This window comes from Caulobacter sp. P4_E5 (genome assembly GCF_056401555.1).
Genome location: NZ_JBFUJD010000028.1, coordinates 1 through 24534, shown reverse-complemented (window position 1 = coordinate 24534; position 24534 = coordinate 1). Strand labels below are relative to the sequence as shown.

Genomic DNA, 24534 nt, shown 5'->3' with positions numbered 1-24534 from the left:
TTCAGCCCAACACCCCCAAGTTAACAGTAATGCTATATTTGTCGCCCAGCTCCTCACGAAGCGCCTCCACCAAAGCGTACCCTTCTCTTCGAAAATTTTCTTTTTCCACTTGCGTCGAAAATCCGGATGATCCTGGGTCATCACGATTAAGCGTAGCGTCAAAGCGGTCAGCCCAAGTTTCAAGGCGTGACCTCAGAGCGTTGGACAACGGCAGGGTGTTGGGATCGATATTTCCGACACTACCAGGGGAAGCCTCCCAAAGCGGGAAGCAATCATAATCGGGCATCAACTTAATGCCTCTCATCGCACCCTCCCTGCAGGATTTGCCCCGACAATATATCCGTTACTACCGACGGACACTGCGATGCGTTGAACGTACTGACCTAGCGCTATCTCGTAAATACCACGACCCAGGCCTCGCCCTTGATATCCGACAAGCTTTCCCTCTGTGACAGCTCTCATTACCACGCCAGGAATATCTCGTTCCAGAACACCGATGCTTGCAAAATCTGCCCCATGCTCCGCGACTATATGAGCCAAACCGGCACGAGCGCTGCCTGTTTCAAGAAATACGACCTGTCCCGCCGAACTTCTCCCGGTGGCGACAAGCGCTTCTGGACTAAATTTAACGCCGTTCGCGATGAGCTCGTCGATATGAGTTCCGCTCACGAGGCCCGTGGCAGTATTCGCCCCTCTCGCAAGCAGCAAGGGCCAACTGACCTCTGCAGTAGCCATTGAAAATAAGGTCAGACCGTCAGCTGTTTGTGTTCTGCCTTCAACTTGATCCCGCACTGCTTGAGCAGCATTCCTCTCGCCGACTCCCTGCCAATAGGCGCCCCAAGCGCTTTGCCTCGACGTCCGATTTGGCGGCACCATTTCAGGTCCCGGTGCATCTTTCGGCCGCTCAGTCCCTGTCGGATCGCCGTTATTCAGCGGATCGCCGCCGACATAGGCGTAGAGGTTGAGGCCGTCCCCGTAGCCAATGGGGTCCGTCTGCAGGAACCGCCCGGTACGGGCGTCGTAGACGCGGGCCTTGTAGTAGTAGAGCTCGGCCTCCGGCAGGGCGATCTGGCCGGTGTAGCGGAAGCGGCTCCCCGCCCACGACTGGGCCTCGCCGTAGGGTCCGTAGGCATAGGTCACCGCGCTGGCGTCGCTCAGCGAATAGGCTGCCACGGAGCCCTGACGGTCGGTGTGCAGGAAGCGGCGGTCGGCGCCGTTGGCCCCCTCGAACCAGACCAGCGGATTGTCGACCCCGACGCCGTGCACGTAGCGCCGCAAGCGATTGCCCAGGCCGTCGTACTCGCCGATCAGCTGGTCGCCGTCATAGAGGAAGCGCGTCACGGCGGTTCCCGCCGTGGTCTTCAAGAGCCGCCCCATCGGGTCGTAGGCCAGGGTCAGGGCCATGGCGGGGGCCGCCTGCCCCGTGGCCTTGCTCACCCCGATCAGCCGGTTCTCGGCGTCGTAGGTGAACCTGCGCGTGGCGTTGGTGGCCGCATCGACATCGACCTTCAGATTGCCGTTGCAATCGTAGCCCGCGTCGGTCACGGAGCACTGAGCGTTGGCCAGCGCCGCGATAGCCGTATCCTGGTTGAGACCGTTGTAGGTGAATGAGGTCGTTCCGGAAGGCTGCCCCGTCCAGATCAGGTTCGGATTGGTCTGGGTCTGGCTGACGATCTGGCCGGCCGAATTGTAGCCGAAGTCCTGCCAGATCTTCTGGGTCCCGCCGGTGAAACCGTCGTGATGGATCTTGTCCAGCAGACCCGTCGCGTCGGAAAATCCGAAGCTGGTCGCGACGTTGTTGCCGGCCACGACGCTGCTCGCTCGCCCAATCGCATCGTGGGCGAAGGTCTCCAGAACCTCGCCATTGTTGTCGGTGATGGTCTTTAGCCCGCCAGCGTTGTTGTAGGTGTATTTCGCGTAGATCAACCCCGCCTGGACGATCGGATCCTGACCGGCCGGGTCCGGATCCGCGCCCCAGATCACGTGCGTGCGGTTGCCGGCCGGGTCGTAGCGCGAGCTCACTTCCAGCGTGCTCGAGCCCGCCGTCGTCTTCTCGCTGATCCGCCGCCCGACCTTGTCGTAGGTCGACTCCACGCTGGAGCCCGGCCAGCTCACCAAGGTGACCTGGCTTGCCAGGTTGTATGCGGTGGTGACGTCGCCAGCGGTTCCGGGTCCGTTTTTCAGGACCTGCCGGTTGAGCGCGTCGTATCCGAACACGAAGGCCTGCTGGTCGCGTTTGGTCAGTCCGGTGCGGTTGCCGTTCTTGTCGTACCCGTAGATTTCCTTGTCGGCGTTGCTGACGGTCGTCGAGCTCAGCGTTCGCGACGGGAACCACAGCTCTATCAGGCGATCGAAGCCGTCATAGGCATAGGTCGAGATGTTGCGGTTCGCGTCCCGCCGAGAAGAGACCTCGCCATTGTCGCCATAGCTCGTCACTTCCTCGACCGGTTGGAGGAGCCCCCCTTGATAGGCGTGCTCGACATTGGTCAGTCGGCCGGCCGCGTCGTAGGTGTTCTTGGTGATCCGGTCGGGACCGCCCGCGGCGGTCAGCGCTCGCGTCTGGCTGCAGGCGCCGACGGTGAAGTCCGTCGTAGCCGCATCGGGCGCCATGCGCACCGCGACGCATTCCAGCCGATTGCTCCTATCGAACGAATACTGGGTCTGTCCGACCGTCGTCTTCTCGCTGATCCGGTTGCCGACCCCATCGTACTCGTAGGTGACGCTCAGCGCCGCGTCATAGGCGACCAGCGGCTTGGTCGTACTCAGCAGATCGGTGGCGTCGGTCGCGCCCACCAGGGTCTTCTTCAGCCGGCCGTTAGCGTCGTACTCGTATTCCTCGACGCGCCGCGGCAGACCGGTCCCGACGCCATCCGGGTCCGGTCCGATCATCATCGTCACCCGACGCATGTCGTCGTAACGGTAGTAGCTCGTCAGATCGGTCGGCGTGGCGGTGTCGGCCCGGGCGCCGCCCGCGGCTCCCAAGGCGCAGGCCAGCATCACGCCCGCCACGTACCGGTAGGCGTCAAGCCTTGGCTTGCTGACGCAAGACGCGGAGGTCGGACGATCGGGGCTTTCTGGCGACAAGAAAGCCAGGGGCTGGAAGCGCTTCATTGACAGGCTCCCGCACGCGGATCGGTGGCCGTGATCAAATTCCCCCGCGCGTCATACGAAAAGCAGGTCGTGATTGCCTTGCCGTCCGGATCGACGACGATCGAGCTGAGCACGTATTTGTTGAGTGGATTGTAGTCGTAGACGGTCTCAGTCGAGGTATTGCTCGTCACGCGCTGTATCTTTTTCCAAAGGAACTTGACGCCGCCGTCGATCGGATAGGTCCTGTATCTGAGCTCGGTCATGGCTTGACCTCCGACGACTATCGGCCCCTCGACTGACTTGAGCCATCCGTCGTCGTCCCACTCATAGGTGGTGGTGTTTCCGAGGGGATCGGTTTCAGTCTTGATCTTGTTGCACTTGGCCAGGTTGGCGCACGACCAGACAGTGTCGCCGTCGACATAGGTCTTGCGCGAAACGATATCGTCGACGTGGCCGCACGGTTTGCCGGGTCTTTCCTTCGGGATGTCGCAGATGCTCAGAACATTGCCGCGCAGGTCATAGGTGAGTTCCTGGGCGTTGCCCTCGGGCTTTTTGGTGCGCACGAGGCGTCCCATCGCGTCGTAGGTGTTGATCACCTCGTGGCCGAGACCGTCGCGCATCAGGATCGGATTGTTGCGCTCGTCGAAGATCGCCCCGGAGCTTTCCAGAAGATCCTGGCGCGGCGAGATGACCGCACTCGACTTCCAATGTTCATTGCCCGCCAGAGCGCCCACGAAATAGCGCGTGGTCAGCGCGTTGCCGTCAGTGATGGACTTGGCGCGCAACACCTCGTCATAGGCGATCGTCTGGGCMTCGCCTTTGGGCGACTGAATCTGCCAGAGGCGATAGGGCAGTCGCGGGATCGTCTGCGCGTTGGAAGCAGGCGCGGCCACGCTGGTGTAGAGGTACTTCGTGATCTGCTTGTCGGCGCCGGTGACGTTGAGCTTGCCGCAGACAAAGCTGCGCTCGCTGGGGCACCCCTCGACGTCATAGCTTGCGGTGCGCAGGGTGTCGTCGCTGACGCTCTTGATGCGCCACATGCGCCATTGCACCAACCCGTTGTTCAGATTGACCGGGGTCGTCGAGAAACTGATCTTGCGGTTCAAGCTGTTGGTCACGGAATCGAKGATCCAGGCCTTGAACTTGGCCCCGAGCTTATTGCTGTAAGATTCTTCGTGGTATGCGAACGTCAGCTTCATCTTGCCCGGGAAAGTCCACTCCATGGGCCTGAAGATCCGGGCCGATACATACGTGCCCGCGATTTCGGAGCTCTGCTGAGGCTCGAACGTCATGACGCTGCCGTCAGCGAATGTCCGGGTCAGCCGGACAGCGGCGTAATTGTAGGCGACATTCACCTTCCCGTTCACACTCTCGACGACCGGCGACGTGCGGGTTCCGCTCACGGTCACCTTGGACTGCGCCCCTAGGGGCGCGGCGTAGCCGCCCGATGGCAGGCGTAGGAAAACCGTTTCGGAGGTCGGGTCGGACATGACCACGGCGTTGTTGTTGATCTGTTCGCTGATCCAGTTGATGGCGAACAGGGAGGTCAAACGGCGCTCGAACGGGTCGGCGGATCTCGCCGTGAACAGGGTGTAGAGACCCGCAACCGCAGCCGACGAACCCAGCGCGCCCTGATTGCCCAAGGCGCCATCCAGATTGGTCCCGAGCCGGGCCGCATAAGAGTAGTTGTGCCTCCAGGCGCCAGGCATGTGAGACGTCGACAGATCATCGGGCCCCTCGTAGGTCCACCAACCATCGCTGGCGGCTTCGTGCGCGCCATTCGTGGACGAATAGTAACGCTGGAATGGCAAGCTGTTGGGGAACTCGCCCGATCCGGTCACCAGATCGGTCGCCGAGATGCTGATCGCGCCCGTCGCCAAGTCCGCGCTCGCCGCCAGCTTCTGATCGGCGTTGCCTCGCGCATCCTTGACCGAACGCATGACGGCCTCGACCGGGCTGCCGGACGAGGTCGGCGAGCCGCCCTTCAGGTCCATGCGCATCAGCGACGCCTGGGCGCCGTCATCGCCGTTGGTCGCGCCGCTGGCGCCGCGATACGAATAGGAACCGCCGAAGGTCAGACCCAGCGACCAGCCGTCGGCGCTGAACACCGTTCCCGCCGCGTCCTTTTCCGGCAGAATAAAGCCATAGCCTTCGCCCGCCCTGGCCTGGAGCTTGCTCTTGGTGGCGCTGGCGTAGCCCGAGAGCGCCGACAGCAACGTCGTGTTCACCCCGCCCGGCGCGACATCGATCAGTTTCTGACCGTTGCGGTTGGCCAGGACGATCAGGTTGGTCGGCGACCCTTGCTGCCAGTCATCCGCCGCGTACTGCCGCGTTCCGCCTTCGAGCATGGCGGACATCAGCGCTCCGATCTCGAAGCTGGCCGACCGTTCGCCTGGGTCGGCCGTCTGAGAGTTGGCGCTCAGGCTGGAATGCAGACTGCTGACCCAGGCGGTGCTCAAGGTGACGTTCGGGACGACGAGCCGCACGATGAGACCGACCGTATGGTGACGCGTCGTCGTGGTGTCGGTGATCCTGTCGATCAGCAGGTTGGCCTGCGACTGCGACTTGAGGATCGTCGCGCCGACAGTCGGCAGATCATTGCCGCATTTGGCGCTGCAGGCGTCGGTGGTGACCGTCGATGGATCGAACAGGCCGACGCCGCGAATGCGCTCCAGGGCCGCGAAATGGCTTTCGGTGGAACTGGAGGCTTCACCCCAATTGATGACGATCCCATAGACGTCCGGCAGCACCTCCGTCGTGGGGTTGGCCCGATAGGCCTGACCCAGGGTGTTGAAAAAGACGCTGTCGTCGCCATAGGCGCCGTTGTTCGTCGCGTAGGGATGATTGATAGCAAACGTCTGGTCGCAGGCGGAGAACTGGCAGGCGGTCAGCCCCAGGTCCGCATTGTCCACGATGTAGCGTCCCGCATTTGACCAGAAGCGCTGCCCGGCGATCTCGTCGCCGAACAGACGCACGGTCCCATTTCTAGTCGCGAAGGAAACCGACGACCGAAAGCCGTCCGGGATCTGCTCGGACCAGCTGTAGGTCGCGGCATAACCGCTCGGTGATCCTGGGCTCGACGTCACCTCGATCTCGCGCCCTCCAACCAGTTGCTCGATCGTGGCGTTCGGGGCGTTGGCCTGGAGATAGGTCTCCAGATTGCTCGCCGAGTACAGGAGCTTGCTGTTGAGGGCGCCTTCGTTGATGTTCGACAGATAGGGCTTGCCGCCGAAGGAGCCCGACGCAGCCGGTCCCGTTCCGCTCGTCTCACGGATGGCGGCGCCCACGGCGTTCCCGCCGCACTCGGCCCCGCAGCCTATCGCCGCGCCCAGGTTCATGCCTTGGGTGAACCGCAGCGCCTTGAACGCGGGATCGAAGACCTGACTCTCGGCCTCGATCTCGGCCTCGATCCAGATATGGCCGATAGTGACGGTGTCGTTGGCCGACAGGTCGCCTGAGAGCGAGGCGCAGGACGAGACCGTGGTCCCGCCCACCGAAAAGGTGGCGGGAATGGCGCCGTCGGCCAGGAACTGGCAAAGAGCCTTGGCGTTGACCGACACGGTCTGCACGCCCTGGGCGTTCGTCGAGAAGCCGTGGATCATGCCTGTCCAGGCGCCGATCTGCTGGGCGCTGAGTTGCACGGTCCCGACCTTGTATTCAAACGCCACGCCCCCTTGACGCAGGAGCGCGGCCATCAGGTCAGCTTGGTCGAACGGCGTGCCGGACTGGTCGATCAGCGCGCCGCGCGCGCCCTTGCCCAGCCCGAAGCGAAATTCGGTGGCGATGTTGTTGCGTACATAGGCTTGGACATTCCGCGCGTAGGCGGCTTTCGTGGTCTGGGCGACACCGGTCTCGGATATGCGCTCCGATCCCAGGGAGCGCGCCAAGGCCTGGATTTCCGGTAAGGTCGCCATGGCCGCGGGACTGGATGTCCGCGCCAGGCCGCCAGGAGTCGTGCTGTAGTAGCTCCAGGCGCTGGTCGGCGAAATGAGCGGCGCGGTGATCAGCCTGGAGGTCGGAAGCTCGCCATGGGCTTGCTGTACGAAACCCAAGGCCGCCGCAGCAGCGATGGCCAGCGCACCTGAACGCAGTACTTGCAGCATTTGGCTTCCCGACTTGCGCAATCTCGACGCGACCGATCAGCAGCCAGCCATCAGGCCTGACCGTTGTACCGTAGGAATGTCGAAATCCCCCCTGCCGCGCTTCGAGATAAGACTCAGCCTTAGGTGGCGTCAAGGCCAAGCTTGCGTCGACGCCTTCCGCGAGGATGGAAATGGCCGCCGCCAACCCTGGCCAACCGGCCCCGGAACCTCAGGGCGAACACTCAGAGATCGCGACAAGCTTGGTAATGGGCGAGTCGCGACGGTTCCGCAGAAAAACACTGCCCAAGATCGTGATCGGCGCCGTCATCGATCACGACGAAAATCCAGCACGTGCTCGCCGCTGAATTGCCCCCGCGCGGCCGGCATACAGGCGGTCAAGGCGTCGAAAGCCCTCGCCTCGGTCAGCATCTGATCACGGTCCAGCCTCATCCCATCCGTGCGGATCACCTGCGGCGGCGAAGCCAGTCGGCCCATGAGATCAAGCTCAACCACCAGTCGAGCGTGCGCGGCCTGCGGCACGCGCTGGCGACGCCAGCAGGGTTCGATCAYGCTCCAGAGACCGCCTCGCCCCGCCGCCGCGCCTTGCGCGCGCCGCGCGCCGCCGATCTCGCTGCCGTTGGCGTTCTGGGCCCCCTCGCGCGCCTGATCGGCGCGGCCGTCGACCTTGCCCTGCGCGGATCCGCCCTGAGGGCCGGCCGCTTCGTTCAACAGGTCATCCAGCGAAGCGCGCTCCACGCTCGGCGCGGAGGCCTGGGTTTGCGACTCCTGGTACGCCTGGCTTTGGCCGGCGCCGAGGCGCGCCAGGAGTTCAGCGGCCGGATCGACGACCGCCGGCGCGGCCGACACCGCCTCGGCGCGCGAGCCGACCAGCGAGACCTCCATGGCCTCGACATCGCCCATCCCGTCACCGGACAGCAGGTCGCCGCCGTTCGACCCCGATCCGAGGAAGGCCAGAAAAAGCGCTAGATGACCCACGATTGACGCGGCCAGCGCCCAGGACAGCCGCGAGCGTCGCCAATGCCGTTTCTCGGTCTGAGGTCGCAAGGCCGACTCTTCGAAATCCCCGGTTGCGACAGCGCCTATATATGATAGCTCCAACTGGCAAGCTGTGGGGGCGTGCGTTGTCGGGTTCAGGTTGCAGGTGGATGGTCTTGAAGGCCGACGATGGCTCCGCCACGGTCGAAGCCTTGATGGCGGCCGTGGTGCTGGTCGCGGCCCTGGCCTACGCCCAAGGCGCGTATATCAAGGCCAGGCAAGCCGCCAGCGTCGCGCTGGAATTGCGCCTGGGTCGCGAACTGGCGGCCGGCAAGATGGCCGAACCCCTCACGCTGACGGGCCAGCTCGATGGCGACACCTCGGCTTTTCGCTGGCGCCTGCAACTGGCAGAAACCGGTCAGCCGGGCCGCGTGTCGGTCTGCCGTCGCACCGTGAGGGTCGAAAGTCGCAAGGCGCCGACCCGCCATTTCGAGCTTTCCAGCCTCGAGCCCTGCCCGCCCAAGGTCGCGGTATGAGCGACGACGGCTATGTCCTGGCCGATGTCATGGCCGCTCTCGCCGTCATCAGCCTGACGATGGGCGGGACCCTGGCCGGCGCGGCCCTGCTGGCCAAGGTCCAGGCCCGCACCGACCTCGAAACCGCGAAGACCGCGGGCCTCAAGCGCGTCTCGGTGGCGCTCGGCGATCTCTTGGGCCAGGCCGGCCCTTTCAGGTCGCGTGACGCGCATTTCGACGGCGAAGCCCAAGCCTTCGACTTCGCTTGCGGGGCGCGGCGTTGCGGCGCGCGCCTGGTCAAGGACGGCCAAGACCTTTCCCTGGAGGTGACGCGGGCCTCCGGCGAGCAGGAGACGATCGCCTTGCGGGGCGTGGATGACGCCCGCTTTGCCTATGTCGGCGCACTCGGCGCCGGCGACACCTGGCCGCGCTGGAGCGCCAAGCCCGACCGCCTGCGCCAGCTCACGCTCTTGCAAACCCCCGGTGAGGCGCCCTTGGCGCAAGCCGCCCTGCCCATCGATCAGCCCATGGTCTGTGAGTTTGATGTCGTATCCCAGGATTGCCGCTGATGGCTGACGCTGGCGAACTTCCCAATATGGCCCGCGCGAGCCATCCGGAGCCGAAAGTCTTCAGCCGTGTCATCAGCACGCCGCCGGGGCCGCCCTGGCGGCAGACCAAGATGGCCGACCTGGAAGCGCGCCAGAGCGCGCCCTTGCCGCTGGCCGACGTCGCCTATCGACTCAAGCGCCTGGGCTTCTGGGATGGCGGCGCGGCCCGTTTCGCGGCGTTCTACGTGCGCGCGGCCGACTTCACCGAAAGCTTCGTCACCGAATTGCAGGTCGACGGCGACACCGTGACGCTGCGCATGGCCCATCCAGCCGAGGCGCGACGGCGCTCGGCGCAGGTCGCGACGTGGGGGCTGGCGGGGGCGGTGTTTCTGATCCTGGCCGCGGCGGGCCTGGCGACAGCTGGAGCGCAGCGCGAGCGCCTGACGCAAACATTGGACGCCGCCGAGCAGCAGGCCAGTTCGCGCCTCCGCCAAGCTCAAGCCATTCATCGCCGCACCCGCGAGGCCACGCTGCTAGAGGCCGCCGCGCGTCAGGACGTCGGCGTCGACACCGTGATGGCCGACCTCAACTGGGCGGCGGCCAATCGCGCGCCCGACGCCCGCATTCAGGCCTTCCACTGGCAGGGCGGAGCCTTGGCGCTGGAGGCCCTTGGACCCAATCCGCCGATCGAAGCCTTCGAACGCCCGCTGCTGCGATCGGCCAAGCCGATCCGGTCGGGGGTCTGGGCCTGGGCGGCCGCCAAGCCGGCGCCGATCCGGCCTGCGGTGTCGGCCCCCGTCTCGAGTGATCTGCGATGAAAGGCCGTGCGCCCTCACTACAAACCCTCAGCCTGGCCATCTTCCTGGGCTTGGTCGCCGGCGCGATCGCCTATGTCGGCTTGGCCGCCTATGGCCAACCGGAAAATTTCTCGAACCGCGTCGCCAATCTTCAGGATCGCGTCGACCAGATCGAACGCCTGTCGCGAGTTCCGGCCTCGGCCCGCAACTACCAGCCTGGCGCGCTATGTCCCTCGGCCACGCCCGAGCCCCTGAACGCCCTGGCCAGCGAATTGCAAAATCGCGCCAGCGGGCTTGGCCTGACGATCGTGTCGCTGGCGGTGACACCGCCCGGCCACCGCCAGGGTAGCGTGGATCGAGTTGGATTGCAGTTCGAGGTGTCGGGTCCCTATTCAGCCGCGACCGCCTTTCTGAGCGCGCTCTCGGTCCAGACACCCAGAATTTTCGTCGATCGCCTCGACCTGACCGACCGCACCGCCAAGGTCAGCCTCCGCTTCACAGGACATTTCTATTGCTCGACCGCAACCTAGTTCTCTGCGGATTGCCTGTGGGCCTGGCGCTGGGCGTGGCGGTCTGGATTTCCGGCGGCCGCGGCGGCGCCCAGGCCGACGCGTTGCAGGAGTCCGTCGAAAAGCTGCAGACCATGCGACCGGCCGCCAAGCGCGGCGCGAGCGCCTCGCCCCTGCCCGCGCCCCTGGCGTCGCCGCTGTTCCTGCAACCCGAGCCCGGCGCCGTCACGGCCGAGATCAATGTAGTCCTGCAGGGTCTGGCCCGCACCGGCCGTCGACAGGCGGCGCTGATGGCGATCGGCGGCCGCCCGGCCGACTGGTTGAATGTCGGCGAGACGCGCGACGGCGTCACCCTGGACGGCGTGCGCGCCAGCGGCGTGACGATTTCCACCGCCAGCGGGGCGCGTGAACTGGGCTTTGGGCCGGCGTCATCGACGCCCATGCCGGTCTCCGACCCCGGCCCGCCTCCGGGCATGCGAGGCCCGCCTCCGCCCGCCAGCGCCCCGGGCGCGCCGTGATCTTTCAAAGGCTTTCCGTGTCCCACCGTTCGAAACTTCGCACCGCCGTGGCCGGCCTGATGTCGGGCGTCCTGGCCGCCGGCGCTTTGTCGCTCACAGCGCCCTGCCGCGCCCTGGCCCAAGCCGCGCGGTCGGAGGCCTATCTCTTCGCCTTCCAGGACGCCGACATCGCCAAGGTCGTCCAGGAGGTGCTCGACAGCGTCAATGCGCCCTACGCCATCGACCCGGCGGTCAGCGGTCGCATGTCGCTGCGCATCGACCAACGCCTGACCAAGCCGCAGCTGATCGAGGCTCTCGACGCGGCCTTGGCCGCCTATGGCGTGGCGATGGTCCGCGACAAGGACCGGCTCTACATCACGCCGATGACCAAGGCCAAGAGCGCCTCGGCGGTCAAGGCCTACCAGCCGGGCGCGCGCCGCATCGGCTACGAGGTCGTCGCCGTGCCGCTCGCCTACGCCCAGCCCAGCGAAGTGGCCAAGGCGCTGGAGGCGATCGCCGGCAAGGATCTGCTGCTGCTGCCCTATGACAAGCTTGGCCTGATAGTGATCGGCGGCGGCGGCCAGGATCTCGACTCCGCGCTCGAGACCCTCAAGGTGTTCGATCAGAACGTCTTCGCCGACGCCAAGCTGCGCTGGTTCCAGCTCAACCGCGCCGACGCCGCCACCGTGGCCGGTGAACTCGATAAGCTGGTCCAGGGCTCGGGTGCGGCCGGCGTGGCCGTCGTGCCGCTGCGCCGCCTCAACGGCCTGATGGTGTTCGCCCGCTCGACCGACGTGCTCGACAAGATGCGCGACTGGATCACCCGGCTCGACGTCAGCGAGGACCAGGGCTCCAGCTCGCTGTGGATCTATCATCCGCGCCACACCAACGCTGAATCCTTGTCACGCACGCTATCGGCGGTGATGAACGCCGACCGGCGCGACGCCGGCGGCTATGGCTATGGCGGCGGTCAAGGGCTTTCCACAGCCAACGCAACGGGCTCGGGCAATGGCGGGTCGACCAACATCGCGCCGACCAATGGCGACCGAGGCGTGAGCGGCCCCAACCAATCCCTGAACGGCATGGTCCAGGATTCCAGCGGCCGCATCACGGTCGACAAGGAGAGCAACACCATCTTCATCACCGGTCCGGCTTCGGACTGGGTCAAGGCCCAGAAGATCCTCGCCGAGATCGACCGCCTGCCCAACCAGGTTCTGGTCGAGGCTTCGATCGTCGAGGTCACGCTCAACAACGACTTCCAGTTCGGCGTCGACTGGAACGCGCTTTCGGGCGACTTCCAAATCTCCAGCCTCAACAACAAGACCGGAACGGTCGGCCCCTCGTATCCCGGCGGATCGATCGCCTTCCTGCACGGCAATATCGAGGCCGCGGTCAACGCCCTGGGCTCGGTGGCCGCCATCCAGGTCGTCTCGGCCCCCAAGATCGTCGTCCTCGACAGCAAGACCGCACGCCTGCAGATCGGTGACCAGGTGCCCGTGGTCAATCAGACCTCGCAAAGCACCTCGAACGGCGGCGCGCCCATTCTCAACTCGATCGACTACCGCAGCACCGGCGTCTTGCTGTCGGTTACGCCGCGCATCAGCGGCGCGAACCAGATTACGCTCGATGTCTCCCAAGAGGTCAGCTCGGTCGCCAAGACGTCCAGCTCGGGGATCGACTCCCCGACCATCCAGCAGCGGCGCTTCGAAAGCGCCCTGATCCTGGAGAGCGGCGGCGTCGTCGCACTGGGCGGCTTGATCAACGCCAACACCAGCAGCGGCAAGTCCGGCATCCCGGGCTTGAAATCGATCCCGTTCGCCGGCTCGCTGTTCAGCTCGCAGAGCAAGTCGCAGGTGCGCACCGAGCTGATCGTTTTGATGTCGGCCAGGATCCTGCGTGACCAGCCCTCGACCAACGCGGCGATGGCCGATCTTTTCCAAGACATGCTGGAGCTGAAGCGACGTGGACTGTTGCCGGCCCAACCCTGAGGACGACGAGGGCTACGCCCTGCCGGCGGCTATGCTGATGGCCCTGGTTCTGACGGTGATCGCCACCGGTTTGCTGGCGCGCAGCCTGACGACGCTTCGTCAGGCCCGGGAGGATATCGAACGCCTGCGGATCGAGAAGGGCCTGGAGGGCGCCCATCTGCTGGCGGGCTCGGCGGTCGTCTCCAGCCAGAGCCCCGGGCCTTATCACTGGGCGGTGGCCACCGAAATCGGTCCGGTCGACATCGTCGCCGACGAGGAACGGCCCAAGCTCGGCTACGCCGAGGCGGCCGCCCTGCCTCAGGCCGTCTTCGAGAGCCTAGGGGTCACCGATGTCGCCGCGCTGAAGGCCCGCCTGGCGCAAGCGAGCGAGCTGGCGACCCCGCCGTTGACCGCCGATCTCGACGCCGCGCCGCTCTGGAAATTTTGCGCGCCGGCGCTCATCTCGCCTCTGGGCCAAGCTCTGGCGTTGCAGTACACAACTTCAGGAGAGCCCGGCCCCGGTCCACTACCGGCGTCCTGGCGGATCGGCGAAGTCTGGCGGGTGAGCATCGCGACGCCCAACGGATGGCGCGACGTCAGATTGGTGCGCTTTACCGGGGATGCGCAACGGCCCACCGCCACGGTGGCCCGGCGCTTTTTCCGAACGACGACAACGGGGGAGCAGACAGAGTGCGAGGAACGCTTAAGCGGTTTGGTCAGCGGTTGAAGGCCGACGAGGGGTATACGCTGACCGAGATGCTGGTCGTCATCGCGGTGATCGCTCTGATCGCCGCCGTGGTGACGCCTGGCATCTTCGGCAATATGCAGCGGGCGCGATCCAAGAACGCGCAGATGCAGGTGCAGACCATCGCGACTGCGGTGGAAGCGTTCCGCGCCGATGTCGGCCGTTATCCGGACACGGGTGAAGGCCTGGCCATTCTCTTGTCGGCGCCCGCCGGCCTCGAGGGCTGGACTGGCCCCTATGTGAAGGACGCCAAATATCTCCAGGACCCGTGGGGTCACACGATCGATTACACGCCGACCGGTGACGCCCAAGGCTTCACGGTCCGCAGCAGGGGCGGCGACAACGCTGTTGGCGGCAACGGCACGGGCCGTGATCTCGTCGCGCCTTGATGCTTGATCCGGCGCGTCTCGCTGCGGCCCTGTTCATCGGCCCGGTTGTTGGCAGCTTCGTCACCAACTGGGCGCTCCGGCGCGCGCGCCAGGAACAAGCCCTGGGTGGCCGGTCGCGGTGCGAGCATTGCCAGGAGACCCTGGGCTTCGCTCAAACCGTTCCGGTGCTGGCCTATGTCGTGCTCGGCGGACGCTGCGCCAAATGCCGTCAGGCGATCGACCCGATCCATCTCCTTGGCGAAGTCGTCGGCGGGCTGATCCTGGCCTTTGCGCTGCTGGCCCCTTCTCCTGCGGAAACGCTGGCCCGGGCGGGCGTCGGATTTGTCCTGCTGGCCCTGGCGATCATCGATCTGAAGATCTTCCGGCTGCCCAATCTCCTGACGGCCCTGGTCGCGGCGGGAGGCCTAGCGCTGGCCGCCCTGCGCGGCGCGGTTCTCGAAGGGCTGCTGAGCGCGGCGGCCTTGGTCGGTGTTTTGCTGCTTCTGAGGCGCCTGGGACGGCGGGGCCAGACGCCGGGCATCGGCCTGGGCGATATCAAGTTCGCCGCGGGACTGGGCCTTTGGCTCGGCCTGGCCAGCACCTGGATGATGATCCTGGCCGTAATGGTCGCCTTTGTCTGGACAGCTCTCGTGCGGCCCGCCGACCGCCGAGCCCCTTTTGGCATGGCCATGGCCTGCGCCGCCCTGATCATCGGCGGGTTGCGTGACCTTGGCGTGATCGCCCCCCTGTTCGGCGCGGAGAGCTTGCCGCTGTGAACACGACCCTGCAGGCGCCGTCGCGCAAGACGCGCGAAGCCATCCTGGACTACCTGCAAGCCGAGGGCCTGGTCGACACGGCGGCCATCGCCCGCGCCGAAATGGTCGCCGGCCGCACGCGCCAGCCCGTCGAGCAGGTGCTCAACCAGTTGGGCAGCCTCTCGGACGACGACCTGGCCGAGGCCTATGCAAGCACCGGCGCCTGCGAGGTGTGGAACCCGGGCAAGCGACCGGTGCGGATACGTCCCGCCGAGGTCGGCGTCTCGGCCGACTATCTGCGCCGCGCCCGACTGCTGCCGATCGAGGTCGACGATCGGACCATGGTCTGCGCGGCCTGCGATCCGCTCGACGACGAGGCGTTGTCGGGATTGGTCTTCGCCACCGGCAAGATCGTCTCAGTACTGGCCGCGCGGCCGGCCGAATGGCGTCGCGAATTCGACCGCGCCTTCGGCGGCGAAGCCGTCGAGAAGGCCGCGCCCGACGAGCGCCGACTGGCCAACGAGGTGGATCTGGTCTCCGATCGAACCTCGGAAGGCGCGGGCGCGCGGCTGGTTTCCGAGGCGTTCGAGGCGGCCATCGCCGCCGGCGCCTCCGACATCCATTTCGAACCGACCCGTCACCACTTCCGGATCCGCTTGCGGGTCGATGGCCGACTGATCGAGCACCAAGTGGTGTCTCTCGACCTGGCCGCGCCGGCCGTCTCGCGCGTCAAGGTGATCGCCAACCTCAATCTTGGCGAACGGCGCTTGCCGCAGGACGGTCGCACGAGCTTCGTGGTTCAGGGGCGGCAAGTCGATGTGCGCGTGGCCACCTCGCCCACCGTGTTCGGCGAATCCGCGGTGCTGCGGATCCTGGATCGCACCAACGTCCCCCTGGATCTCGACACCCTAGGCCTGTCCCCCGACGTCATCGACGTGGTGCGCCAAGCCACCCGCTCGGCCCATGGCATCTTCCTCGTCACCGGACCGACCGGCAGCGGCAAGACCACGACCCTCTATGCGGTGTTGCAATCGTTCGTCGGCCTGGAGCGCAAGATGCTCAGCATCGAAGACCCGGTCGAATATCACTTCGATCACGTCACCCAGACCCAGATCGCCCCGCACCTTGGCCTGACCTTCGCCGCGGCGCTGCGCTCCTTCCTGCGCCAGGACCCGGACATCATCCTGGTCGGCGAGATCCGCGATCCGGAAACCGCCTCGGTGGCGATCCAGGCGGCCATGACCGGCCACCTGGTCCTGGCCTCGGTGCACGCCAACGACGCCCTGGCGGTATTGCCGCGTCTGCGCGACATGGGCCTTGAGCCCTACCAACTGGCGGCCGGCTTCAAGGGCGCGGTGGCCCAACGGCTGGTGCGCCGGCTCTGCCCCAAATGCGCCACGACCGCTGCGCCGACCGAGAGCGAAACGCTTTATCTCGAACGCGCCGGGCTGGCCGCGCCGGCCCTGGTCCCCAAGGCGGTCGGCTGCCGGGCGTGCAAGCAGACCGGTTTCCGCGGCCGTATTCCGATTGCCGAGGCCTTCCTGGCCGAAGAGCCGCTGCTGCGCGCCATCGCCGACCGCAAGTCCGGCGCCGAGGTCGAGGCGATCGCCAAGGCTGCGGGCTGGCGCTCGATGATGCTCGACGGCCTGGAGAAAGCGCTGGCCGGACAGACGACGATCGAGGATGTCATGAGCGTCGTCGATGGCTGAACCGCGTGTCTTCGCCTACTGCGCCCTGGACCTCGGTGGTCGCGAGCGTCGCGGCGCCGTCGAAGCGGCCAGCGAAGCCGAGGCTTTCGTGCTGGTGCGCGGGGATGGCTTGTCGCCGATCTGGATCAAGCCCGCGGGTAAGGCGGCCAAGACACGGCTTGGCGAGCTTCGCGATCGCGAGTGCGCCGACCTTCTGGGCAATCTGGCCGACCTGCTGGTGGCCGGCGCCGATATCCGCACCGCGCTCAGCATCATCGCCGCCCGCGCCGATCGGCCGGCCGTACAGAAGGTCTGTCAGGGCCTGAGCCGCGATATCGGCGGCGGCGAAGCGCTCGACCGAGCCTTTGGCCGCAACCTGGGCAAACGTCATCAGGCCTTGGTGTCGGCCCTCGTCGCGGCTGGCGAAGCCTCGGGCGACCTTCCCGGCGCCTTGCGACGCACCGCGCAGATGATCGAGGCGCGCCTGAAGCTGCAGGAGCAGTTGATCTCGGTCTTGGCCTATCCGGGCTTTGTGCTGCTGAGCGCCATCGCCGCGCTTTTGGTCATCCTGCTGGTGATCATCCCCACCCTGGCGCCGCTGGTCGCCGACATGGGCGGCGAGCCGCCGGCGGCGATGCGAGTGATGATCGCCGCCAGCCAGGGCTTGCGTGATTTCGGCGTTCTGGCCTTGCTGGCGGCAGTGGCCCTGGTCGCGGCCCTGACCGCCGCCTTCCGCGCCGGGTGGCTCACGCGTCCGTTCGAGGGTCTGATCCTGGATGGCCCGGCGCGCCGCACCGTGGGCAGCGTGGTGTTCGGCGGTTTTTCCATCGCGCTTGGCGCCATGCTGACCGCCGGCGCGCCGATGGGCGAGGCCTTGCGGCTGGCCACGCGCGCGGTCGGTCTGAGCTTGGCGCGGACGCGGCTGGAAGAGGTCGGGATCAAGGTCCGTCAGGGTGAGTCGTTGTCGACCGCCCTGGCCGAGGTGCGCGGCTATCCGACCGCCATCGTCCGGCTGGCCGCCGTCGGCGAAGCCTCGAGCCTGCTGGGCGAGATGCTGACCCGCGGGGGGCTGCTCGAGGAGGAGACGGCGCTGCGGCGTATCCGCACCATCGGGCAACTGGCGGGACCGGCGCTAATCATCGTGATCGGCGCCTTCCTGGGCTTGCTGATGGCGGGCCTTCTGTCAGGCATTGGCCAGATGGGACAGACCGGCCTCAACTAAAACAATTGCCGCGCCGAAGGGATCTATTGCCAAGCTCCACTCTATTGGAGGCTGTCTCGCCTCAAGGTTGCCGGCGACTTCATGATCGCGACGGTGAGGGTCTATGTCAGGGCGTCCTGACCGTAGCCTGAGACTACGCCCTGGCCGACGACCGCCGCGGGCCAATGACGACGTGGCCTCATGACCTCCAGCCGCGCCACGCATTCGTGCGATCGAAACCGGGGCCGACGAGCATGTTGCTGAAGACCCGCAAACCCGCCTGCCGTGGAGGCCTCTGCTCTAAGGCTGAACGGTGATGGTCACGGTAGCCTCGGCCGTGCCGACACCGTCGCTGACCGTGTAGGTCAGGCTATCGGCGCCCGCATAACCATTGGCGGCCGTATAGACGAGCGACTTGCCGTCGACGATCTGCACGCGCCCATGGGCTGGCGGCGAGGCGATCGCGATCACGGTCAAGACGTCGCCATCGGGATCGCTGTCATTGGCCAGCACCGTGATTGGTGTGGTCACGCCCGCCTGGGCGACATGGCTATCGTTGGCGGCCTTGGGTGGGGTGTTGTAGCGGATCAGGATCCGGGCGGCGCCGCTTGCCGTACCGCCCTTGCCATCGGAGATCGTGTAGGCGAAGCCGTCCAAGCCCGCAGCCCCCGCCGCCGGGGTATAGACCACTACGCCGTCTACGACCTTGACCCTTGGCTGGCCGGCCTGGACGCTGATCGTCAGCGGATCACCGTCGGGATCGGAAGCGCGGCTGAGCAACTGGGGCAAGGGCGTGGAAACGCCGCTACGAACCTCCAAAGTGGCCGGTCCCGTTCGCGGCGGCCGATTGGTCACCGCCGCGACCACGTTGATCGTCACCGTCCCCGTGGCTCCGCCGCCTTGGCCGTCGGTCAGATTGTACAGGAAGCTATCCGCGCCGACGTAGTTGGGCTGCGGCGTATAGATCAGCGTTTGGCCGTTGTAGACGACCGAGCCATGCGATGGCTGGCCTGACACCGTGTTGAAGTGGCCGGCGGTCACGGGGTCGCCCGAAACTGTGCTGTCATTGGCCAAGATATCGCTCAGGAGTGAAAGGCTGGTCCCACGCTGCATCGTGAATGTATCGGCCTGCGCGAAAACGACCGGGCCGATATTGACCTTGATGTAACTATAGGCCGTAGCCCCCTTGGTGTCGGTCACCCAGTAGTAGATTTGCTTGGGTCCAGAGGCGCCGTTCAGCCCCCTGAACTTGATCGCGTTCCCTTCAATATAGGCCTCGAAGTCTTCGTCGCTGTCTTGCACGCCCGCGAGGGTGAGCCCGTCGCCGTCGGGATCACTGTCATTGGAAAGGGCGTAGACGGTCACGTGGTCCGCTTCCGAGCCAGAGGACATGTACGCCACGTCCTGGACCGGTGTCGGCGCGCGGTTGCCGACAAGGGTCAGCGAGATCTGGCCGGTCGCCTGCCCGCCCCGACCGTCCGAGATCGTGTAGGTGAAGGCGTCCGAGCCGGTGTAGTTCGCCGTCGGGGTATAGCTCACCGCCGCGCCGCCGGACGCGATGCTCACGATTCCATGCGCCGGTGACGACACCGCCGTGATTTCCAGAATGTCGCCGTCCAGGTCGCTGTCGTTGCCGCGCGGCGTCAGCGTCTTGGCCACGTTCGAAACAAGCGTGTAGCTGTCGTTCGCCGCGGTCGGGGCGCGATTGGCCTGAGGCAGGACGATCAGGGAGACCGTAGCGCTGGCCGTTCCGCCGCGGCCGTCCCAGATCGTGTAACTGAAGCTGTCGGACCCGGAATAGCCGGCCGTCGGCGTGTAGGTGACACTCGCAGCGCCGTTCATCACGACGCCGCCATGGCCGGGCTGGCCGACCGCGACGATCGTCAGCGGATCGCCGTTGGCGTCGCTGTCATTGGTTCGCGGATTAAGCGTCGTGGCGGTGTTGTGCACGACCGTGACCGGCCCGTCGGCATTGGCCGTCGGCGGCGTGTCGGGGGTGTTGAGCACCGTGATCGACACCGTCGCGTCGGCGCTGCCGCCTGCTCCGTCCGAGATCGTATAGACCAGAGCGTCGGGTCCGCCGTAGCCCGCCGTCGCCGTATAGACCAGCGACTTGCCGTCGACGATCTGCACCCGGCCATGGGCTGGCGGCGAGGCGATCGCGATCACGGTCAAGGGGTCACTGTTGAAATCGGTGTCGTTGGCCAGCACCACCATCGGCGTGGCCACGCCGTCCTGGGCGATCGCGGTATCGTCCATCGCCTGGGGCGCGACGTTGTAGCGGATCAGGATGTTGGCGGTTCCCGTCGTCGTGCCCCCTCTCCCGTCGGAAAGGGTATAGTTGAAGTGATCGCTCCCGTAGGCGCCGGGCGGCGGAGTGTAGATCAACACGCCATCGACGATTTTGGTCTTGGTCTGGCCGGTCGGTACGCTGATCGTCAGCGGATCGCCGTCGGGATCGAACGCGCGGCTGAGCAGCTGCGGCAGCGGCGTCGCGGCGCCGCCGGTGACCTCGAAATAGGCCGGACCGGTGCGGGGCGGATTGTTGCTAACGGCGGCGACCACATTGACGGTCACCGTGCCCATCGCTCCGCCGCCCTGATTGTCGGCGATCGTATACATGAAGCTGTCGGCGCGGGGCGAGGTTCCCCGCGTGGTATAGGTCAGCGTTCCAGCATTGCTATTGTACTCGACGTTGCCGAATGGGTCGCCAGAGATCGCGACAAACTGGCTGGGCGTTACGGGTTGGCCTGACGCACTGCTGTCGTTGGCGAGGACGGCGGCCATCAACGACAACTGCCCTCCAATCTGAACAGTGAAGTTGTCAGCCTGGGCGAACAAGACGCTATTGACGGTGATGGAAAGCTGTCCTTGAGACGTCGCCCCCTTGCTGTCGGCGACCGTGTAGTAGAACCGAACAGCGCCGTTACCGACGTCAGCGTCCTTGTTGAAAATCACCTTGCCGTTTTCGACATAGGCGCTTCCGCCCGGCTCGTCTTCGAATACGGGAAGGACGGAGATAAGTGTCAGCGCATCGCCGTCCGGATCGCTGTCGTTCGCTAGGACGTCGATGATCTGGGTGGGCGTGGTCGGGCCGTAGGACATGCGTAGGACGTCGTTGGTCGGAACGGGCGCGCGGTTGCCGACAATGGTCAGCGAGATCTGGCCGGTCGCCTGCCCGCCCCGACCGTCCGAGATCGTGTAGGTGAAGGCGTCCGAGCCGGTGTAGTTCGCCGTCGGCGTATAGGTGATCGCCGCGCCGCCGGACGCGATGCTCGCGGTCCCGTGCGCCGGCGTCGACACCGCCGTGATCACCAGAAGATCGCCGTCCACGTCGCTGTCGTTGCCGCGCGGCGTCAGGGTCTTGGCCAGGTTCGGAACCAGCGTGTAGCTGTCAGCCACGGCCTGGGGCGTATGATTGACGTCCTGAACGCTGAGCGTGACCGTCCCGGTAGCCAAGCCCGTGCGACCATCGCTGATCGTGTAGGTGAAGCTGTCGGGACCTCGATAGCCTGCCGCCGCCGTGTAGAGCACCTGGCCGTTGTCAATGGTCACCGTCCCGTGGGCCGGCGCGCCAACCGACTGCAGGGTCAACGGGTCGTTGTCGGCGTCCGTGTCGTTGGCGAGCACGGGCAAGGCCGTCGTTTCATCATGACCGACGGCGAAGGTGTCGTTGGTCGCGATGGGGAACCGCTCGATCGGGACATTGACGGTCACGGTGGCCGTGGCGGTCCCACCCTCACCGTCCGAGATCGTGTAGGTGAAGCTGTCGGGACCCATATAGCCCGGAGTCGGCGTGTAGAGGACGGCGTTGGAGTTCAACGACGTGGTCCCGTGACTCGGCTGCGAGACGGCGACAAGGCTGAGGATGTCGCCGTTCGGATCGCTGTCGTTGCTGAGCAGGCCATCGAAACTGACGGCCTCATTGTAGCGGGCATCGACCGTGTCGTTGACGGCGACGGGATTCAGTCGCCCGGTCACGGTCAGCGAAACCGTCGCCGTGGCGCTGCCCCCGTGGCCATCGGAGACCGTGTAGGTGAAGCTGTCTGAGCCGAGGTATCCGCTCGTTGGCGTGTAGGGGATGTGTATGCCGCTGATCGCGACCGACCCGTGCGATGCCGGCGTCGTCGCCGTGATCTGCAGCACATCGGCGTTCGGATCATAGTCGTTGAGGAACACGGGCAGGTACGAGGTGCGATAGTTCGGCACCGTGTAGCTGTCATCGCCCGCGCGCGGAGTGTAGTTCGACCAGTACACGACGTTGAGATAGACCGTCGCCGTGGCGGTTCCGCCGCGTCCGTCCGAGATGGTGTAGGTGAAGCTGTCGGGCCCCAGATAGCCTTGCGTGGGCGTGTAGTGCAGGTGCTCGGGATAGGTCGTGACACGCTGCAGGGCGCCATGCGCGGGCTGGCTGAAGGCGCTGATCGTGATCGGATCGTCATCCGGATCGGTATCGTTGCTCAGCACCATCATCGCCGCGCCGATGGTCGCGGGCACGCTGGATGGCGAAGTGGGGCTGAAGTCGTTCCGCGCGATCGGCGCGTTGTTGCCGGTCTGGTTGGTGACGGCCACGATCACCGTCGCGGTCGCGGTTCCGCCGCGACCATCGCTGCAGGTGTAGTCGAAGCGATCCTCGCCGGTGAACCCGGCATTGGGCGTATAGAGGACCGAGCCGTCCTGGAGGATCTCGGCGCGGCCGTTCGCCGGCGATGTCACGGCGGCGATCGTCAGCGTGTCGCCGTCGGGATCGCTGTCGTTGGCCAGCGGGTGGAGGGTGACGGGAGTCTCGGCCTTGGTGACGGCGACATCGCCGGTCGCGATCGGACTCCTGTTATCCGGCACGGAGCTGTCCTGCCTGTACGTCAGCGCGATCGCGCCCGTCGCGAAGCCGCCGCGGTCGTCGGTGATCGTGTAGGTGAAGGTGTCCGTGCCTTTGAAGCCCGGGTCCGGRATGTGSGTGACGCTCGAACCGGTGAAGCTTGTCTGGCCATGGGCGGCCGGCGACACGCTGGTGATGACCARCTCATGATGATCGGCGTCGGTATCGTTCTGGCGCGGATCGAGCGTGGTCGTTTCGCCCGYATTGAGCTTGGCCCGGACGTCGTCCACGGCGACCGGAGCTTGGTTGGCCTGTTTGGCGGTTGCGTACAGCCGGAAGTCGCCGAGGCCGACAGAGGCGTTGGCTTTCAGGACCCGCACATAACGCGCCGAGACGCCGCCCAGCGCGATGGTCTTGTAGATGCCCGCGACAGCGCCGCTGGCGGTCGGCCCGTTCGTCCAGTTAAAGGCGTCCTGCGAATACTGGACCTGGGCGCCTTCCAGGGCGGCGGTTCCTCCGCCGTTCAGTGCGCGGTCCGGCGGGGCCAGGTCGATGTGATTGACGGTCTTGCTCGCGCCGAGATCAGCCTGGATGAAGGCCAAGCCATCGGCCTGGGTGATATGGGCCGAGCTGGTCATGTTGAACGCCAGATCGCGCATGGGCTCGGTCGCAAGCCCGTCATACCCGCCGCGATTGGACGAAGCGCTCAGCGCCGTGGCGATAATTTCGCCGGGCGCCGCGCCGTTGCCCAGGCCTATACGATTTCCAGCAGCGTCGTATTTGTAGACGACCGCGCGCCCTTGGGAGTCTTGCGATCGCACCAGGCGTCCCAAGGCGTCATACTGAAAACTCGTGGACACCTGCGCCAGGCAGGGTTGGGGCGCGGCGAGCACGCAGGACGCTAATGCGATGGCTCGCCCAAACCACGTTCCCCGCATGCCCGCCTCAGATAGATTTCCCGACGCTGGACAATCTTAGATAGCGGCAAGCTTGGCAATAGGCTTGAACGCGCTATCGATCAGCTGGCCCGCCCCAAGCGTCGCGGGCGCTCGCCGCCCGAGCGTATCAATCCGTGCGCAACGCGCGGTGGCTCTATTGCCAAGCTTAACGAGATATTCCAAAAGCGCCTTGGCTTAAGGTTGAGAGCCTAAGGTTGAGGATCCCGTGCCCTGTTCGCGAACTGGACGTGTCGGCGCGGTTGTCGCCTTAGGGGCGACTCTGTTCGCGCAAACCGCCTTTGGTCAGGTCGTCACGACATTCCAATACGACGCGCTCGGCCGCCTGGTTCGCGCGAGCGAGGCCGACGGCCGCATGGTGGTCTACAAGTACGACGCCGCTGGAAACCGCCTTGCGCTGGGCAATGGCGTCGCGCCCGGCGAACTGCTGCCAAGAGCGTTTTCCGCCTCGTCCAACGCGGCTCAGGCCGACGGTCTCGGCCTCGAAGCGATGCGGGACCTCGTCTTCAACACGCCCAACTCGTCTCACGTCACCCTGGCCGACGGCGCGGCCTGGATCCAAGCCGACCTCGGCGCGGCGAAGCCTATCGATCACCTCGACCTGGCCCCGCCGGATCGCGCCGTCACGGGCGGCGGCGTGGCGAACCTGAACGACGCCCAGATCCAGTATTCGCAGGACGCCTTTAACTGGACGAACGGGCCGACCGCCAGCGGCGCTGTCGCGGGCATCTACAAGACCATCGCGCTGGGCGGCGTCTCGGCGCGTTATGTGCGGGTCCTGAAAGCCAACGCCTCTGTCGGCCTCGGCGACTTCCGGCTGTACGCAACCGCCAAACAGGCCAACCAAGCTCCGGTCGCCGTGGACGACGTCCGGGCCAAGCTCAATACGGGCGAAACGACCACGCTCGATCCGCGCCAGAACGATACCGACGCCGATCATCATGAGTTGGTCATCACCAGCGTGTCGCCGGCCGCCCATGGCCAGACAAGCTTCACCGGTT

Annotated in this window: 17 protein-coding genes; 12 read left to right on the top strand and 5 right to left on the bottom strand. The window is 65.8% G+C overall.

Features of this window, described 5'->3' with window-relative positions:
- Window position 1: 1 nt before the first annotated feature.
- From AC1DSO_RS11050 to AC1DSO_RS11035, 4 genes are all read right to left on the bottom strand, one after another.
- Window positions 2–304 (bottom strand): hypothetical protein, encoded by a 303-nt coding sequence (locus AC1DSO_RS11050; protein ID WP_477068866.1) that lies wholly within the window; start codon window positions 302–304, stop codon window positions 2–4.
- The gene (locus tag AC1DSO_RS11045) at window positions 301–3111 is read right to left on the bottom strand and encodes an RHS repeat-associated core domain-containing protein (protein ID WP_477068865.1); all 2811 of its coding nucleotides are present in this window, start codon (window positions 3109–3111) and stop codon (window positions 301–303) included. Before AC1DSO_RS11045 ends, AC1DSO_RS11050 begins: the two co-directional genes overlap by 4 nt.
- Window positions 3108–7193 (bottom strand): hypothetical protein, encoded by a 4086-nt coding sequence (locus tag AC1DSO_RS11040; RefSeq protein WP_477068864.1) that lies wholly within the window; start codon window positions 7191–7193, stop codon window positions 3108–3110. The genes AC1DSO_RS11045 and AC1DSO_RS11040 overlap by 4 nt, the downstream gene beginning before the upstream one ends.
- Window positions 7194–7496: 303 nt before the next feature.
- Window positions 7497–8237, bottom strand: coding sequence for a hypothetical protein (locus AC1DSO_RS11035; RefSeq protein ID WP_477068863.1), 741 nt, complete (start codon window positions 8235–8237; stop codon window positions 7497–7499).
- 107 nt (window positions 8238–8344) lie between these two features.
- On the opposite strand from AC1DSO_RS11035, the gene AC1DSO_RS11030 reads away from it, so the two are divergent.
- The 11 genes from AC1DSO_RS11030 to AC1DSO_RS10980 are packed head-to-tail and all read left to right on the top strand — an operon-like array spanning window position 8345 to window position 17779.
- Complete coding sequence (locus tag AC1DSO_RS11030) at window positions 8345–8704, top strand: hypothetical protein (protein WP_477068862.1); 360 nt, start codon at window positions 8345–8347, stop codon at window positions 8702–8704.
- Window positions 8701–9252, top strand: coding sequence for a hypothetical protein (locus AC1DSO_RS11025; protein WP_477068861.1), 552 nt, complete (start codon window positions 8701–8703; stop codon window positions 9250–9252). The genes AC1DSO_RS11030 and AC1DSO_RS11025 overlap by 4 nt, the downstream gene beginning before the upstream one ends.
- Entirely contained in the window at window positions 9252–10049 is a 798-nt protein-coding gene (locus tag AC1DSO_RS11020) for a hypothetical protein (protein WP_477068860.1), read from the top strand. Before AC1DSO_RS11025 ends, AC1DSO_RS11020 begins: the two co-directional genes overlap by 1 nt.
- Entirely contained in the window at window positions 10046–10558 is a 513-nt protein-coding gene (locus tag AC1DSO_RS11015) for a GspMb/PilO family protein (RefSeq protein WP_477068859.1), read from the top strand. The genes AC1DSO_RS11020 and AC1DSO_RS11015 overlap by 4 nt, the downstream gene beginning before the upstream one ends.
- The gene (locus AC1DSO_RS11010) at window positions 10540–11055 is read left to right on the top strand and encodes a hypothetical protein (RefSeq protein WP_477068858.1); all 516 of its coding nucleotides are present in this window, start codon (window positions 10540–10542) and stop codon (window positions 11053–11055) included. Before AC1DSO_RS11015 ends, AC1DSO_RS11010 begins: the two co-directional genes overlap by 19 nt.
- Before the next feature lie 17 nt (window positions 11056–11072).
- Window positions 11073–13022 (top strand): type II secretion system secretin GspD, encoded by a 1950-nt coding sequence (gene gspD / locus AC1DSO_RS11005; RefSeq protein WP_477068857.1) that lies wholly within the window; start codon window positions 11073–11075, stop codon window positions 13020–13022.
- 37 nt (window positions 13023–13059) lie between these two features.
- Window positions 13060–13728 (top strand): hypothetical protein, encoded by a 669-nt coding sequence (locus AC1DSO_RS11000; protein WP_477068856.1) that lies wholly within the window; start codon window positions 13060–13062, stop codon window positions 13726–13728.
- Complete coding sequence (gene gspG / locus AC1DSO_RS10995) at window positions 13692–14135, top strand: type II secretion system major pseudopilin GspG (protein ID WP_477068855.1); 444 nt, start codon at window positions 13692–13694, stop codon at window positions 14133–14135. Before AC1DSO_RS11000 ends, gspG begins: the two co-directional genes overlap by 37 nt.
- Complete coding sequence (locus tag AC1DSO_RS10990; protein WP_477068854.1) at window positions 14135–14890, top strand: prepilin peptidase; 756 nt, start codon at window positions 14135–14137, stop codon at window positions 14888–14890. Before gspG ends, AC1DSO_RS10990 begins: the two co-directional genes overlap by 1 nt.
- Window positions 14887–16578, top strand: coding sequence for a GspE/PulE family protein (locus tag AC1DSO_RS10985; protein ID WP_477068853.1), 1692 nt, complete (start codon window positions 14887–14889; stop codon window positions 16576–16578). Before AC1DSO_RS10990 ends, AC1DSO_RS10985 begins: the two co-directional genes overlap by 4 nt.
- A complete protein-coding gene (locus tag AC1DSO_RS10980; RefSeq protein WP_477068852.1) occupies window positions 16571–17779 on the top strand; it encodes a type II secretion system F family protein in 1209 nt (402 codons plus the stop codon). The genes AC1DSO_RS10985 and AC1DSO_RS10980 overlap by 8 nt, the downstream gene beginning before the upstream one ends.
- 279 nt (window positions 17780–18058) lie before the next feature.
- Here the strand turns inward: AC1DSO_RS10980 and AC1DSO_RS10975 are convergent, their stop codons facing one another.
- Complete coding sequence (locus AC1DSO_RS10975) at window positions 18059–23437, bottom strand: Ig-like domain-containing protein (protein WP_477068851.1); 5379 nt, start codon at window positions 23435–23437, stop codon at window positions 18059–18061.
- A gap of 304 nt (window positions 23438–23741) precedes the next feature.
- On the opposite strand from AC1DSO_RS10975, the gene AC1DSO_RS10970 reads away from it, so the two are divergent.
- Window positions 23742–24534: galactose-binding domain-containing protein (locus AC1DSO_RS10970; protein WP_477068850.1), on the top strand; the 793-nt coding region annotated here is incomplete at its 3' end.